11 protein-coding genes and 1 pseudogene are annotated in these 15,985 nt (G+C 72.1%); 10 read left to right on the top strand and 2 right to left on the bottom strand.

Going from position 1 to position 15,985, the window contains the following annotated elements:
• Positions 1 to 35: 35 nt before the first annotated feature.
• Both ACWCPY_RS34465 and ACWCPY_RS34460 read left to right on the top strand, forming a co-directional pair.
• Positions 36 to 479 carry an ATP-binding protein gene (locus tag ACWCPY_RS34465; RefSeq protein ID WP_451271707.1) on the top strand — a complete coding sequence of 148 codons (444 nt, stop codon included), beginning with the start codon at positions 36 to 38 and terminating at the stop codon, positions 477 to 479.
• 121 nt (positions 480 to 600) lie between these two features.
• A complete protein-coding gene (locus ACWCPY_RS34460) occupies positions 601 to 1,473 on the top strand; it encodes an MBL fold metallo-hydrolase (protein ID WP_451271705.1) in 873 nt (290 codons plus the stop codon).
• 92 nt (positions 1,474 to 1,565) lie between these two features.
• Here ACWCPY_RS34460 and ACWCPY_RS34455 read toward each other — a convergent pair whose 3' ends face one another.
• Complete coding sequence (locus tag ACWCPY_RS34455) at positions 1,566 to 2,033, bottom strand: hypothetical protein (RefSeq protein WP_403778346.1); 468 nt, start codon at positions 2,031 to 2,033, stop codon at positions 1,566 to 1,568.
• Between the two features lie 263 nt (positions 2,034 to 2,296).
• On the opposite strand from ACWCPY_RS34455, the gene ACWCPY_RS34450 reads away from it, so the two are divergent.
• The 8 genes from ACWCPY_RS34450 to ACWCPY_RS34415 all read left to right on the top strand — a co-directional run bounded on the left by ACWCPY_RS34450 (position 2,297) and on the right by ACWCPY_RS34415 (position 15,734).
• Positions 2,297 to 6,172 carry an endo-alpha-N-acetylgalactosaminidase family protein gene (locus tag ACWCPY_RS34450; protein ID WP_451271702.1) on the top strand — a complete coding sequence of 1,292 codons (3,876 nt, stop codon included), beginning with the start codon at positions 2,297 to 2,299 and terminating at the stop codon, positions 6,170 to 6,172.
• 156 nt (positions 6,173 to 6,328) lie between these two features.
• Complete coding sequence (locus ACWCPY_RS34445; RefSeq protein WP_451271700.1) at positions 6,329 to 7,711, top strand: S1 family peptidase; 1,383 nt, start codon at positions 6,329 to 6,331, stop codon at positions 7,709 to 7,711.
• On the top strand, positions 7,708 to 10,053 hold the full coding sequence (locus ACWCPY_RS34440; RefSeq protein ID WP_451271698.1) for a tetratricopeptide repeat protein: 2,346 nt from the start codon (positions 7,708 to 7,710) through the stop codon (positions 10,051 to 10,053). The genes ACWCPY_RS34445 and ACWCPY_RS34440 overlap by 4 nt, the downstream gene beginning before the upstream one ends.
• Complete coding sequence (locus ACWCPY_RS34435; RefSeq protein WP_451271696.1) at positions 10,054 to 11,463, top strand: hypothetical protein; 1,410 nt, start codon at positions 10,054 to 10,056, stop codon at positions 11,461 to 11,463.
• Positions 11,460 to 12,494 carry a hypothetical protein gene (locus ACWCPY_RS34430; RefSeq protein WP_451271694.1) on the top strand — a complete coding sequence of 345 codons (1,035 nt, stop codon included), beginning with the start codon at positions 11,460 to 11,462 and terminating at the stop codon, positions 12,492 to 12,494. The genes ACWCPY_RS34435 and ACWCPY_RS34430 overlap by 4 nt, the downstream gene beginning before the upstream one ends.
• Positions 12,491 to 13,723, top strand: coding sequence for an extracellular solute-binding protein (locus ACWCPY_RS34425; RefSeq protein ID WP_451271692.1), 1,233 nt, complete (start codon positions 12,491 to 12,493; stop codon positions 13,721 to 13,723). Before ACWCPY_RS34430 ends, ACWCPY_RS34425 begins: the two co-directional genes overlap by 4 nt.
• A 153-nt stretch (positions 13,724 to 13,876) precedes the next feature.
• The gene (locus ACWCPY_RS34420; protein ID WP_451271690.1) at positions 13,877 to 15,460 is read left to right on the top strand and encodes an acyl-CoA carboxylase subunit beta; all 1,584 of its coding nucleotides are present in this window, start codon (positions 13,877 to 13,879) and stop codon (positions 15,458 to 15,460) included.
• A 70-nt stretch (positions 15,461 to 15,530) separates the two neighbouring features.
• The gene (locus ACWCPY_RS34415; protein WP_451271688.1) at positions 15,531 to 15,734 is read left to right on the top strand and encodes an acyl-CoA carboxylase subunit epsilon; all 204 of its coding nucleotides are present in this window, start codon (positions 15,531 to 15,533) and stop codon (positions 15,732 to 15,734) included.
• 69 nt (positions 15,735 to 15,803) lie between these two features.
• On the opposite strand, the pseudogene ACWCPY_RS34410 reads toward ACWCPY_RS34415, so the two are convergent.
• Positions 15,804 to 15,985 (bottom strand): annotated as a pseudogene (locus tag ACWCPY_RS34410) (ATP-binding protein); the annotation flags it as partial.

Raw genomic sequence — 15,985 nt, 5'->3', positions numbered from 1 at the left:
GCTCAACCGTAGTGACTTTGTGTGACGTTGGAAGCGTGAACGAGACAACCCGACTCCCCCACTTCCGCGAGGTGTTCCACCGCCGGGAACGCCGATCCGTCCCGCTCGTACGGCAGTTCGTGCGCGAGGCCCTCGTCGACTGGGCGTGCGAGTCCCGCGCCGACGATGTGTTGCTCTGCGTGAGCGAGCTCGTCACCAACGCCTTGCTGCACGGAGTACCGCCCGGTCGTGGTTTCCGGCTCCACCTTTACCTGGAGCCGGCCGACCACACCCTGCGCGTCGAGGTCCACGACAGCGGTGACGGGGAGGTCCGGCCCGCCGATTCCTGGGCGGACTCCGACGAGGAAGGGGGCCGTGGGCTGCGGCTGGTGGAGGCGCTCGCCGACAAGTGGGGGGTGGGGGAGCGGAACCCGGGCAAGGTGGTGTGGTGCGAGTTCGAGTTGCCGTCGGGGGCGGCGCGCGGGATGCCGAGGAGATAGACCCGGGGGCCGAGACACAAGATCGGCAGGGTCTACCGGTTCCGGCCGCGCGTGGGCTATCCCTGGAACGGCGGCCCCGCACGGGGTCCGTTTTCCGTGGACGTGGAAGGAAGAACCTGCCGTGGACGACTGGTACGTGGACGATCGCTGCACCAACTGCGACGTGGCCCGACAGTTCGCACCCGAGCTGATCGTCGAGGAGGAAGGGGCGTCGCGGATTCTGCGGCAACCGGGCGATGACGCGGAGAACCGGCGCTTACACGCTGCCGTCTTCGCCTGTCACACCCGCTCGATCCGGCCCGCGTCGGGGCAGCCCGATCCCGCGCTCGATCCGTTCCCGATGGCGCTGGACGACGGCGTACTGGTCTGCGGGCACAACTCCCGGCAGACCGCCGGCGCCAACTCCTATCTGCTGCGGCGCCCGTCCGGCACGGTCATGATGATCGACACCCCGCGCTGGAGCGCCGAGCTGGCCGAGCGGTACGTGGCGACGACGGGGCCCGTCACCGACGTACTGCTCACCCACCGCGACCACGTCGCGCACGGGCGCCGTTACGCCGACCACTTCGGGGCCAGGATGTGGATCCACGAAGGGGACCTCGACGCGGCGCCGGACGCGGACCGGGTGATCCGGGGGCTCGACCCCGTGGAGATCGGCGAGGGCGTCACCGCCCATCCGCTGCCCGGCCACACCCGGGGCAGCGTGCTCTACCTCGCGGACGACCGGTACTGCTTCAGCGGCGACAGCTTCTACTGGTCGCGTACGACCGACGACCTCGAAGTCGCGGAGAGCGTGACCTGGTACTCCATCGAGGAGCTGGCCGCCTCGTTGGCGCGGACGGCGGGGCGGCTGCGGTTCGAGTGGGTGCTGCCCGGCCACGGCGACCGGCAGCGCCGGGACGCCGACGAGATGTCCCGGCGGCTGCACGCGCTGGCGGAACGCACCGCGCTGCTGCGGCCCCGGCCGATCGACTTCACCGCCCTGCGCTGGTGACGTTCCACGTCTGCCGGTGGCGCCTGCCGTGACACCTGCCGGACCGGCTCCACGCCGTCCGGCAGGCGCTCGGCCGCGAGGTGAAACCGTGGTCAGCCCATCGCCATGACGGTCGGCTGTTCCGCGGCCATCAGCATGTACGAGGCCTGCGGATCGGCGTTCACCGCTGCGACCCACCGGTTGTAGAACGCGGTTCCGGAACTCGCGGTCGAGCCCGAGTTGACCTCGAACAAGGCGAACGCCCAGACGTGCGAGCAGGTCAGGACGAACTCCTGCGCAGTGACACCACGAAGGGCGGCAGCGGCCGCCTTGGACCAGCGTCGGTCGTTCTCGGCGAGGTTCTCGCCGATGAAGGCCCGGAGATCATCGCGTGACGTGTGGTTGCGCCTGAAGACCTGACGACTGAACTGTCCTTGTACGTACTGAGAGTTGAAGGGGTACGGGACCCACATCCAGCTCCACCCCGGCCCGGTCCCGTTCCACTCGGCCTCCGTATCCGGATAGTCGTGGTTGGAGATCGCGGATTGGAAAGACTTACCCGGAGCGTCCAGCTTGAGCATGCCGCCTCCTGAGGTCATCCGTCGGTGAGCCGCGGCAGCGCACACGCACCGCCCCCACCGCGCGCTCGTCATCCGGCACCAGGCTACGTGGAGGGCCTCGGGACGGGGGCCGGCTTCGGGGAACTCCTCCACGTGCCCGACGAGTGGACACTTCCCCTGTCCGGAGCCCCGCTTGGACTTACGCAACGCGGTTGTTGGACTGGAGGGCTCCGAGTCGCCGCAGGTCGTTGACGGTGTCCGGTCACGGGGACTACTCAGAGCACATGTCGCGAAGATTCACTTCGGCGGGCGCTGTCGCCGCCGCCTCAGCCGCCGTCCTGGCGCTGGTGGGGACCGCGCTCCCCGCCACCGCCGCCTCCGCTCCCTCACCCGCCGCAGTCGGACCGGCCGTTCCCGCGGGCGCCACCGTCATCGGGTCCGCGCAGCTCTCGGTCGCCGTCGCCGACGACTTCCCGCGCGTCCTGGCGTACACCGACAGGGCCACCGGCAGCCGGCTGTTCGGGAGTACCCAGCCGGTCACCGCCGTGACCCTCAACGGCACCGCGCACCCGGTGAAGCTCAAGGGCGCCCCCAAGGTCACTGCCTCGGCCGCCCGCTACACGCTGACCTTCACCGACCTGCCCGGCATCGAGATCGACGCTTCGCTCTCCGTCTCCGGACGCGCCACCACCTTCAAGGTGACGGCCGTCCGCGACACCGAGGCGTTCCGCGTCGGCACCATCGACATACCCGGCCACGACCTGGTGTCCGTGGGGTCCACGGACACCGGGGGCGCCACTGCCTTCACCCGGCTGGACAACGACTCGACGAAGACCGCCGACGTCTTCTCGAAGGTCACCGCGGACACCGCCGCCGACAAGGCGCCGGTCGGGGCCTCGTACGCGATCGTCAACACCGGTTCGCTCGCCGCGGCCGTCGAGTCCAACTCCTCGTACGACAAGCCGTCCGGCGCCACCGGCGGCGACGACGCCCGGTTCTGGCACCAGGCCCGCAAGGCCGACGACGGCAGCGTCCGGGTCGGCGTCTGGTCCGGGCAGTGGACCTACCGGGGCGACGGGGCCCCGAAGCCGGAGAGCGGGGACAACCTCCCCTGGGCGAAGGTCGTCGTCACGCCCGACGCCAACGGCGACAAGACGGTCGACTGGCAGGACGGCGCCGTCGCGTTCCGCTCCATCGGCGTCGAGGCACCCGGCAGCAAGGACACCGCGGACCGGGTCATCACCCACATCCCGTTCAACTTCGCCAGCCAGGCCACCCACCCCTTCCTGCGCACCCTCGACGACGTCAAGCGGATCTCCCTGGCCACCGACGGCCTCGGGCAGATGGCGCTCCTCAAGGGGTACGCCTCCGAGGGGCACGACTCCGCCCACCCCGACTACGGCGGTGACTACAACAAGCGGGCCGGCGGGCTGAAGGACCTCAACGAGCTCCTCAAGGACGGCAAGAAGTGGGGCGCCACCTTCGGCGTCCACGTCAACGCCACCGAGGCGTACCCGGAGGCCAAGGCCTTCGACGAGAAGCTCGTCGACAAGACCAAGCCGGGGTGGAACTGGCTGGGCCAGAGCTACTACATCGACCAGCGCCGCGACATCAACAGCGGCGACCTGGCCAAGCGCTTCCAGCAGCTGCGCGACGAGACCGACCCCAATCTCAGCCTGCTCTACATCGACGTCTACTACTCGCACGGCTGGATCGCCGACAAGACCCTCCAGTCCGTGCAGAAGCAGGGCTGGAACGTCGCCACCGAGTGGGCCGACAAGTTCGAGCGCGGCTCGCTCTGGTCGCACTGGGCCAATGACCTCGACTACGGCGGCGCCACCAACAAGGGCCTCAACTCGAAGATCATCCGGTTCATCCGCAACGGCGAGAAGGACGTCTGGAACAACGACCCCGTCCTCGGCCAGAGTGCCATCGAGGAGTTCGAGGGCTGGACCAACGAGACCGACTGGAACGCCTTCTACGACAACATCTGGCAGCGCAACCTGCCCGCCAAGTACCTCCAGCAGCAGCGGATCACCCGCTGGGACGGCAATGACATCACCCTCACCGGCGGTGTCCGGGGCACGGTCGAGGACGGCAAGCGGACCTTCTACGACCACGGCCGCAAGGTCCTCAGCGGCACCGACTACCTGCTGCCGTGGGACGGCGGGAAGAAGCTGTACCACTACAGCAGGTCCGGAGGCACGAGCAGCTGGGCGGTGCCGTCGAACGGCACGTACACCGTCTACGAACTCACCGACAACGGGCGGGTCAAGGCCGGCACGGTCAAGCCCGCCGACGGGAGGATCACGCTGACCGCCAAGGCCGGTCAGCCGTACGTCCTCTACCCGAAGCAGGCGCCGAAGGCCGCCGACCCCCAGTGGGGCGAGGGCACCCCGGTCGACGACCCCGGCTTCAACGACCAGGCACTGACCGCCTGGTCGCAGACCGGCACCGTCGCCCGCGAGACCGACGCCAACGGCCTCCACAGCGCCCGGCTCTCCGGCAGCGGCACCGCCGCACTCGCACAGCGCATCGACGGCCTCACCCCCGGCAAGCGCTACACCGCCTCCGCGCTCATCGAGGTCCAGCCCGGGAAGACCCGGCACACCACGCTCTCGATCGGCGGGAAGTCCGTCTCGGTGGACCGCTCCACCGCGAAGGACTACGTCGCCGCGTCCGAACGGCACGGCACGTACTTCCAGCGGGCCAAGGTGAACTTCACCGCCCCCGCCGACGGCCGCACCACCCTGCGCGTCGAGGCGGCCGGAGGCAGTGCCGCGAGCGTGCGGGCCGACGACGTGCGTATCGTCGCCAACGCCCCTGCGACGAAGGCGAAGACCCTCTCCTACGAGGACTTCGAGGCCGTGGACCAGGGCTGGGGCCCCTTCCTCAAGGGTGACGCGGGCGGCTCCACCGACCCCCGCACCGTCATCTCCCAGCTGCACGCCCCGTACACCCAGGCCGGGTGGAACGGGAAGCTGATCGACGACGTGATCGGCGGCAAGGAGTCCCTCAAGTCCCACGAGGAGAACGCCGGACTCGTCTACCGCACCGCCCCGTGGACCGTGCCGATGGCCGACGGGCACCGCTACAAGGTCGAGTACGACTACCAGTCCAGCCACGCGGGCGCCTACGAGTGGGTCGACGGCTACGACCGGATCACCGCCGACGGCAAGCCCGACTCGGTCGAGACCCGGACCACCGCCATCGGACAGCAGCGCACCACCGGCCACTTCGCCGAGACCGTCACCGCGGGCTGCGGCGACACCTGGACCGGGCTGCGCAAGCGCGGCGACGCCCCCGACGGCGCCGACTTCGTCCTGGACTCCTTCACCGTGACCGACCTCGGCCCGGCCCCCGACTCCGAGCAGGCCGCCTGCGGCACCCTCGGCGTCGAGCCGGCCGCCGAGACCCTGGAGCCGGGCACGGCCAACACCGTCAAGGTCTCGTTCACCAACTACGAGGCGACGGCGGCGACCGGTGTCACCCTGAGCCTGTCCGTACCCGAGGGCTGGAAGGCGGAGCCCGCGGGCGCCGTCACCTTCGACTCGGTCGCGGCGGGCGCCGAGGCCACCGGCAGCTGGCAGGTCACCCCGCCGGTCGACGCCAAGTACCAGACGTACGGCCTGACGTCCGAGGCGGCGTACACCGTCGGCGGCGCACGGCGCACCCTCGGCGCGCAGACCTCCGTACGGACGCTGCCGCCGCCGCCCACCACCGACAGCTGGGCCAGCGACCTGGACTGGACGGCCGCCGAGAACGGCTGGGGCCCGGTGGAGAAGGACCTCTCCAACGGTGAGACCGGCACCGGCGACGGCTCCCCGCTGACCATCGGCGGCACCGTCTACACCAAGGGCCTCGGCAGCCACGCACCGGCGAGGATCCGCTACTACCTGGGCGGGAAGTGCACCTCGTTCACCGCCCAGGTCGGCGTGGACGACGTACAGAAGACCGCCGGCAGCGTGCAGTTCTCCGTCAGGGCCGACGGCACCGAGAAGGTGAAGTCGCCCGTGCTGAAGGCGGCCGACAGCGCCTGGTCGCTGACGGCGGACGTCACCGGAGCCAAGTACGTCGAACTCGTCGTCGGCGACGGCGGCGACGGCAACGGCAACGACCACGCCGACTGGGGCGACGCCCGCTTCCACTGCGGCGGCTGAACCCGCGCGATGCGGGGCGGGCGCACCCGACCGGTGCACCCGCCCCGCACACGCGTGCGGCCCCGGCCCCGGCCGTGACATTCGGTGGACATCAGGTGACCGGAGTGTGTCCGAGGGCTGGGAGCGGCACCCGCTACGCGCGTATTCTCTTGCGGCATGGGGGAGTTGAAGGCGGACTGGCGGCTCCGATTACGGTGCGGCGGCGCGGACGGACCGGTCTGCGGCGCCGGGGTGCTGCTCACCCGCGACCGGGCACTGACCTGCGCGCACGTCGTGAAGGAGCCCGACGCCCGGATCTGGGTGGAGTTCGCCGAGAACCCCGCCATCGCGCCCGTCGGGGCCCGTGTGACCGAGGGCGGCTGGCTGCCCGGACTCGGGGCGACCGGCGAGGACGTCGCCGTACTCGCCCTGGACAGCCCACGTCCCCACGCCACCCCCGCGACCCTCGAACGGAGCCTGGAGCGCGGCGACGAGGTGTGGATCGGCGGCTACGCGCGGTCCTTCGCCGACGGGATGTGGCTGACCGGGCGGATCAGCGGAGCGCACGGCGCCTGGATCCAGCTCGACGCCGGGCGCAACGAGCACGTGGTGAGAAAAGGGTTCAGCGGGGCCGCCGTGCAGGTGCGCGGCGGGCCGGCCGGACCGCCCGAGCGGGTCGTCGGGATGGTCGTCAGCTGGCGCGGCGACCTCGATCTGGCGCTGCCCGCCGACAACGACCTGGCGTTCTCGTACATGATCCCGATCGACAGGATCGCCGAACTCGTTCCGCTGGTAGCCGAGTTGAGCGGCCCGGACGGCTGGGACCACGGGCTGGACCGGCGGCTGCGGAGATGGTTCGCCGGGGGCGACGAGCCCGCGGTGCGCTTCAGCGTCGTACCCCACGGCGGGGGCCGCGACCGCACCCTCAAGCACCACTTGCACCGAGCCCACCTCGTCTACCGGGGCGGGCGCACCACCCCCGAGGGCTTCGCCGACGAGCTGGTGACCCGGCTGCGACTGCCCCCGCACCTCGCCCGGGCCTGCCGGGAGTGGCTGCTCGCGGGCGGCACCCCGCCCGAGCGGCCGCCGGACGGGGAGCAGGGGAGCGCGGGGCCCACCCTCGCCGTGATCGGACTCGACGAGGACCCGCGCCCGCTCGGGCTGGTGCCCCTGCTCGCACGGGTGCGGACACTCGGCTTCCGGCTGCTCGTCATCGTGCGGGACAGCCACGGCGACGAGGTCACCGAGGTCGCGCGGCAGCTGCTCCTGCCCGCACTCGACGAGTGGGCCGAGCGGCTGATCCGCCGCGTCGAGGCGATCGAGACGGACTGGGCCGGGCTGAACGGCCTGGTGGAGTCGGGCTCCCTGATCCCCCTGCCACGGACCGGCGCGGCCCGCCGCCGCCAGCAGCTGGCCCGCCTGCGCGCCGCCCCGGACCCGCACGAGCAGCTCCGCGGCCTGCGCGCCCTGCTGCGTGAACTCCGGGCGGACCTGGAGCGGTACGGCCGGGCGGGCGTACCCGGACCACGCGGCGACCAGGACCGGGCGGGCCGCCGATGAGGATCCCCTGCCCGCACCGCCGGTTCACCGGAGCCCCCTGCGAAGGCGCCGTACTGTCCACCGGCTACTGCGACACCTGCGGCCGCTCCGAGGACGGCCCGGGACTCCCGCCGCTGCCCACCGCCCCCGACCGGTGCGGACCCAGAGGGCTGCTGGAACTGCCCCCGCTCAGCCCGAGCACCCCGGAGCAGCGGCTGGGCGCCGCCGTGACACAGGCGCAGGTCCGGATGAGCTGCTCGTCCAAGTCCTGCGCCACGTACTTCGTCGCCCCGTACACCGCCGCCCCGCCGCCCGACGAGGGCCACTGCCCCAAGTGCGGTGCCCCGTACTCCTACCGCCCCGAGCTCAGCCGGGACGGGCCCCTCCTCCAGGACCAGTACCGGATCCTCGGGCCCATCGCCCACGGCGGCCAGGGCTGGGTCTACCTCGCCCTCGACACCCACCTGGAAGACCTCGTCGCCGTGAAGGGGATGCTGAACCGCTACGCGGAACGGGGCGCCGCCCAGGCCGCCGAGGAGCGCCGCAGCCTCGTCGCCATCCGGCACGAACGCATCGTCCAGATCCGGGACTTCGTCAGCACCAGCAGCGCGGACGGCACGGTCTCCGGCGGCTACATCGTGATGCAGGACGTCGGGGACCGCACACTCTCCGCCGTGATCGAGGCGACCCGGCAGGGCAACTTCGTCCTCGACGTCGAACACGTCATCACCTACGGCTGCCAGATCCTCGAAGCCCTCACCCATCTGCACGGCATGGGCTTCCTGTACGGAGACATGAAGCCGTCCAACGTCGTCCACGAGTACGACGGGGTCAAGGTCATCGACCTCGGCGGGGTACGCAGGAGCGGAACCGCCGGGCCGCCGCCCGTCATCACCCCCAGGTACGCCGCGCCCGAGACGGTCGGCGGCAGTCCGCTGACCGTCGCCCACGACATCCACACCGTCGGGGTGACCCTGGCCGAACTGGCGGGCTGGGCTGTCGGCGACGACGTACCCGGTCTCGGCACCAGCTCGTTCCGCCTGGTGGTGGAGCGGGCGACCGACGTGGACCCCGAACGCCGGTTCGCCGACGCCGAGGAGATGGCCGGCCAGCTGCGCGGAGTGCTGCGCGAGATCCGGGCGCTGCGCGGAAAACGGGACCGGACCGAACCGTCCGCCTACTTCACCCCGTCCACCGAACTGCTCGGCGCCCGGCTGGGCACCGTGCCCGAGTACGCGCACTGGCTGGACCGGGCCCCGCACCGCCGCGACCAGACGCCCGAGGCGCCCGTCCTGGACTCCGGGCTCCCCACCCCCACCGAGATCGCCCGGCGGCTGCCGGTCCCCAGGCCCTACCCCGGGGACCCGGAGGCGGCCCGGTTCCTGGTGAGCAGCTACGACCCCGGCCGGCTGCTCGCCCAGCCCGCCGAGGGGGAGCGGTCGGTGGAGATCTGTCTGCACAACGTCCGGCTGCTGCTCGGCCAGGAGGGCGGCGAGGCGCTGGCCCGGGCGCGCGAACAGGTGGCGGCGGCGGACGCGATCCCCGGCCCCGGACCGGTGCGGCAGTGGCGGCTCAGCTGGCACCGGGGACTCGTCGCGCTGCGCGGCGCGGAGGTCCTGGACGACCGCCGGCAGCTGCTGGAGGCAGCCCTGGAACACTTCGCCGCCGTCCACCGGGCACTGCCCGGCGAGTACGCCGCGAAGCTGGCCCTGGCCTACGCCGCGGAGCAGCTGGGGCCGGACCGCCCGGCCGGTCCGGTCCCCTCGGCGTACGAACTCTTCCGGGCCGTGCACGCCCGCAACCCCTCCCACGTCGGCGCCGCGCTGGGCCTGGCCAGGCTGGCCCTGGCCCGCGGCGACCGGGACGCGGCGGCCGAGGTCCTGGACCTGGTGCCGGACGAGTCGCGCGACCACGCCGTCGCCCGGATCGCCGCGCTGCGCATCCGGGCGGCCCGGCTCGCTGCGGGCGGGCGCCCGCTGCCCGGCAGGCGGCGCATCGACACCGTGCTCGCCGCCGTCCCGCTGCGCGAGGGCGGCCCCGGGCCGCATCCGGCGTCCGTGGTGACGGGCGACGAGCCGGCCCGGCTGCTGCGCACCGAACTGTACGAGTGGAAGCTCGACGCGGTCCGGGCCGAGGCAGGCCGCCCGGGGCCCGACGGCCGCTGGTGGCGGCGCGGACTGCCACCGGCACCGGCGCCCGGGGAACGGGCCGTCCGGGAGGAACTGGCCCGGTGCTACCGCTGGATGGCCCGGCAGTGCAAGGACACCGCCGACCACGAGAAGCTCATCGACCTCTCCCACGCCGTCCGCCCGCAGACCCGTTTCTGGCTGCCACCCCGGCGCCGTACCCCCGGAGGCAGCTGAATGGGCCGCACAGTCGCGCCGGCCGGCCTCGGGATCAGCCTGTCCGTCCACGCCGCGGAGAAGCAGCGGCCGGACCCGGACGCCCGGATCGACGCCCATGTGCGCGTCCGGGCCGCCGCCGTCGGGCCGCGCGACCGGATCCCCGCCGTCGACATCGCCCTGGTCCTCGCGGTGGACGTGGCCGCCGGGCGGCGTGACGCGGCCGTCGCGGCGCTGGCCGAAACCATGGGCGCCCTGCCCGACGGGATCTCCTACACCGTGCTGGGAGGCGGGGCCGCGCAGTGCTACCCGCTGCGCGGCCGGTGGGCGCTCGCCGATCCCGACGACCGGCGGGACGCCGCCTTCAGCGTCGGACGGATCGCCGCGGCCGCCGAGGGGCGGCCGCCGGCCGGATACACCACCTGGCTGGCCGGGGCCCGCGAACTCTTCGCCGAACGCGCCCTCCCCGTACGGCATCTCGTGCTCGTCACCGACGGCGCCGGCCGGGCCGACGAGGACGACGCCTCCCGCCCGGACAGTGCTCTGAGCGTCGAACTCGCCCGTTGCGAAGGGGAGTTCACCGCTGATGTCATCGCCCCGGGAGCGGGCTGGGACCCGGCTCCGCTGATCGCCGTCGCGAAACGGCTGCACGGCGCCGCCGCCTCCTCGCCCGACGCCTTCGCCCCCGCCGTGGCCACCGCACTGGGCCGGCTGCGCCAGGTCCGCAGCCCCGAGCTGCCCATCGAGGTGACCATGCGTCCGAACGTACGGGAAGCGACACTGATCGAGACCGCACCGCACCAGCAGCGGCTGGAGGCGGAACCGGTCCGCGGCGACCCGCGACGGCTGGAGTTCCGCACCCACCAGTGGCAGCCGGAATCCCGCGACTACCTCCTCACCCTCCGGGCCGACGCGGGCAACGACCCGCTGGGCGTACCCCTCCAGCTCGCCGCCGTCACCGTCGGCGGCGCCACCGGAGCGGTCGTGGTCCGCTGGCTGCCGTCGGGCACCGCCGCGGCCACCGCCCGCATCTCCGGCGCCGCGGGCCGCGACATCCACACCATGAACGTCTCCACACGGATGCGGACCGCGCTCAACGACGGGTACGCCGCCCTCGACCTGGGGAGCCGCGAGCGGGCCGAGGCGCGGCTCGGACTCGCCGTCCGGCTCGCCACCGAGATCGCCGCGGACTGGGTCCTGGACGAGGTCCGCAAGGTCGCCCGCATCGTGGACGGCCTGCGGGGGATCGTCCGGATCGGACCGGCCGTCGACCCGGGTGCCGTCCGGGAGGGGATGCTGAGCATCACCTCCGGACACCCCATGGAACTGCCCCCGGCACCCCCGGACGGACCGGCGCTCCGCTGCCCGTACTGCGACCGTCCGGCCGGACCCGCGGCCGTGTTCTGCATCCACTGCGGGAGGCAGCTGTGAGGTTCGGACGCCGATCGGGCGAGCGCGCCTACCGCTCCAGGACCCGGCGGCTGCTGGAGCGGCAGCTGGCCGCGATGCTGGTGACCGCGCTGGTCTCGATGAGCGCCCTGCTCGTCTCGTACCGCGAGGTGCAGATCTCGGCGGGCGAGATGCGCGACCGGGGCGCCCCGGCCGTGCAGGGCGTGGCCGCCACCCAGCTCGCCCTGCTGCGCGCCCACCGGGAGGCCGAGCTCTCCGTGAGCAGCGGCATCGCCGATGTGGTCGGCGCCGGTGCCCGCTACGAGAACCAACTGGCCGCCGCCGACCAGGGCCTGTCCCGGCTCTCCGACGTGCAGATCGACGGGGACCGGGGGCGCGGGGTACTCGAAACCGTGAACGGGCTGCTCACCTCGTACAGCAGCTCCATCACCCCCGGTGCGGTGAAGTACGTGTCGGACGAACCGATGCAGACGGAGAAGTTCACCGAGGCCGAGACCCTCCTCACCCGCAAGGGCACCGGTGTGGTGCCGCGTCTGGACGTCCTCCAGGGGCACCAGATGGACCGGATCGGCACGCTCACCTCGATGAGTCCCCTGCGGTGGTCCGGCTGGGCGGTCGCCGAGCTCGGCCTGCTGGCCATGGCCCTGATCACCCTCTCCGCGCTGTGGGTTCTGCGCACCCGCTGCGGCCACAGCCTCGACGCCTGCCTGCTGTTCTCGCTGCTGGCCGTCGTCCTCCTGGCGACGGTCCCGCTGATCGCGGCGAACAGGACGCAGGACCAGCTCACCACCGCCCGCGACCGGCTGATCCGGATCGAGCAGCAGGCCCACGCCCAACAGACCCAGGGCCGACGGACCCACGACCTGCGCGTGCTGGCCGGAGCCCAGCAGGCCGTCACCGACGAGTCGACCAGGGCGCGTGCCGGACTGGCCGCCGAGGGCTGGCAGAGCGGCATCTACTACGGAGCGCTGGCGGTCGGTGCCCTGCTCGTGCTGCTGCCCGCCGTCGGTATCGGCCGGCATCTGAACGCCGACTACTGGAGGACCGGATGATGCTGCGCGCCCGAGCCGTCCTGCTCGTCCTGTGTCTGGCACTGGCCGCGGCGGGCTGCGGACTCGCCGCGCCCGGCGGCGGCGAACAGCCGAAGGTGACGATCCTCGGGCCGTGGACCGACGACCAGCAGGCCCAGTTCCAGGCCGTCCTGGACACCCTGGGAACCCCGTACACCTACCAGGGCACCGCCGCCACCCGGGAGGTCCTGCTCGCCGCGGTGCAGGCGGGCAATCCGCCCGACATCGCGATCCTGCCCGGCGTCGGGGATCTCGTCGAGTACGCCGCGGAGGGTCGGCTGCGCCCGCTGGGCAAGGGCGCGGGCGCGAAGTACGGCAGGCCCTGGCAGCCGGAGGCGAAGGGCATAGAGGCCGGCCTCTGGGTACCGCTCAAGGCGGACCTCAAGAGCATCGTCTGGTACCGCAAGGACCGGCCGCCGCCCTCCCGGCCCGCGCCGCTGACCTCCTGGTGCATCGGCATGGGCGACGACGGGGCCTCGGGCTGGCCGGGCAGCGACTGGATCGAGGACCTGATGCTGCAGACGGCGGGCCCGGTCCTGTACGAGCGCTGGGCGACCGGGGACCTGAGCTGGACGGACGCCCGCGTGGTCCATGCCTGGAGCCTGTGGGCCGGCCTGCTGGCCCAGGCCCCGGACACCGCCCGCCGGGCCCTGCTCGACGACCACCGGGGCGAGCCCGGCGAGCACGGACTGCTCTTCGGCGGCAAGGGCTGCGTCCTGGAGCACCAGGGCTCCTTCGCCCGGTCCTTCTACCGGGACCGCAGCGGGCGGGCCGCCTTCACGGACTCCGCGGCGCTGCTGCCCTCGGGCCCGACGCTCAAGGGCCGCGAGGTGTCCGCCGACTTCGCCGCGCTCTTCGGCGACTCCGGACAGGCCCGCGATCTGCTCACCCGGCTCACCTCGCGCCCGGCGCAGGAGGAGTGGGGCCGCAGGGCCGGGGTATTCTCGCCGGACCCCGACGTCCCCGCCAGGAAGGGTACGGTCGAGAAGCGGATCAGCGGCCGTCTCACCGACCAGCGGGTGCCGCTCTGCCTGGACGCCTCGGACGTGATGCCCGCCGCCGTGCGGGACGCCTTCTACGAGGCGGTGCTGCTGACCATCGCCCACCCCGGAGCCCCGGTGAGGACACGGCTCAACGACGTCCAACGCGTGCAGAACGCCCAACCGGACCACACCCGGAGGCTGACCGGGGTGTGCAGCAGACCACAGTGAGTCTTTGTCGGACTCGCACAAAGACTGCCCCGTACTGGCTGGTACTTCGCCTGCATGCGGCTCGCTTTCTGTCGGGCTCCACCAGGAAACGGGTCAGGAGACTGTACGGAGTCGACGGCAGGATTTACTTGCCGGGCTTCGTAGGGTCAGTACATGACCGTTGTGGACGAAACCCCGGGCGAGCCGAGCGACACCCGTGGCCGTGTGGCCGAACTGCTGGCACTGCGTGAGCAGGCCCGTCGCGGACCGAGTGACCGGGCGACCGAGGCGCAGCACGCCAAGGGCAAGCTGACGGCGCGTGAGCGCATCGCGCTGCTCCTGGACGAGGGTTCGTTCAAGGAGGTCGAGCAGCTGCGCCGGCACCGGGCGACCGGCTTCGGCCTGGAGGAGAAGAAGCCGTACACCGACGGTGTCATCACCGGCTGGGGCACGGTCGACGGCCGTACGGTCTTCGTCTACGCGCACGACTTCCGGATCTTCGGCGGTGCGCTGGGCGAGGCCCACGCCACGAAGATCCACAAGATCATGGACATGGCCATCTCGGCCGGTGCCCCGCTGGTGTCGCTGAACGACGGCGCGGGCGCCCGTATCCAGGAGGGCGTCTCCGCGCTCGCCGGGTACGGCGGCATCTTCCAGCGCAACACCCGGGCCTCGGGTGTGATCCCGCAGATCAGCGTGATGCTCGGCCCGTGCGCGGGCGGCGCGGCCTACAGCCCGGCGCTGACCGACTTCGTGTTCATGGTCCGTGAGACCTCGCAGATGTTCATCACCGGCCCGGACGTGGTCAAGGCGGTGACGGGCGAGGAGATCACCCAGAACGGGCTCGGCGGCGCCGATGTGCACGCGGAGACCTCCGGCGTCGCGCACTTCGCGTACGACGACGAGGAGACCTGCATCGCCGAGGTCCGGTACCTGATCGGGATGCTGCCCTCGAACAACCGCGAGAACCCGCCCACCGTCGCCAGCGACGACCCCGCCGACCGGCGCGGCGACGTCCTGCTCGACCTGGTCCCGGCCGACGGCAACCGCCCGTACGACATGCACAAGGTCATCGAGGAGCTCGTCGACGACGGCGACTACCTGGAAATCCACGAGCGCTGGGCCCGCAACATCGTCTGCGCCCTGGCCCGCATGGACGGCCAGGTCGTCGGCATCGTCGCCAACCAGCCGCAGTCCCTGGCCGGTGTCCTGGACATCGAGGCCTCCGAGAAGGCCGCTCGATTCGTCCAGATGTGTGATGCATTCAACATCCCCATCATCACCCTTTTGGACGTACCCGGCTTTCTGCCCGGGGTCGACCAGGAGCACGGTGGAATCATCAGGCACGGTGCGAAGCTGCTCTACGCGTACTGCAACGCCACCGTGCCGAGGATCTCGCTGATCCTGCGCAAGGCGTACGGCGGGGCGTACATCGTGATGGACAGCCAGTCCATCGGAGCGGATCTGACCTACGCCTGGCCGACCAACGAGATCGCGGTGATGGGCGCCGAGGGCGCCGCCAACGTCATCTTCCGTCGGCAGATCGCCGACGCCGAGGACCCGGAAGCCATGCGGAAGCGCATGGTCAAGGAGTACAAGGCGGAACTGATGCATCCGTACTACGCGGCGGAGCGAGGCCTGGTCGACGACGTCATCGACCCCGCCGAGACCCGCGAGGTGCTGATCGCCTCGCTCGCCATGCTCCGCACCAAGCACGCCGACCTGCCGTCCCGCAAGCACGGCAACCCCCCGCAGTAGTCCGCACGCCGCGCAGCACCCCTGCCGGGCCCGCGAAGACCTGCCTGCCGAGAAGACGGAGAAACCACCCATGACCACTGCCGCCGAGTCCGTGCTGCGTGTCGAGAAGGGCCTCGCCGACCCCGAGGAACTGGCCGCGATAACCGCGGTCCTGCTCGCCCGCGCCGCCGCCCAGCCCGCCGCGCCCCCCGCCCACCGCGGCCGCAACACCGCCGGATGGCGCCGCCTGGAGCGCAGCCCGGGCTTCCACGCCCCGCACTCCTGGCAGCACTGATACGCAGGGCGTGAAAGGGCCCCGCACTCCTTCCGGAGTGCGGGGCCCTTTCGTGCGTCCGGACCGTTCCTAGCGGAGCCGTGCCATGAGCGCGTGCTCGACGAGCGTGATCAGCGCGCTCTTCGCGTCGGCGCGGTGGCGCGCGTCCGTGGTCAGGATCGGGGTGTCGGGTCCGATCTGGAGGGCCTCGCGGACCTCGTCGGGGGTGTAGGGCTGGTGTCCGTCGAAGCCGTTGAGGGCGATGACGAAGG

This window comes from Streptomyces sp. NPDC002403, assembly GCF_053593015.1.
The sequence above is the reverse complement of the archived record's forward strand: the minus strand, read 5'-3'. Positions and strand labels throughout refer to the sequence as shown.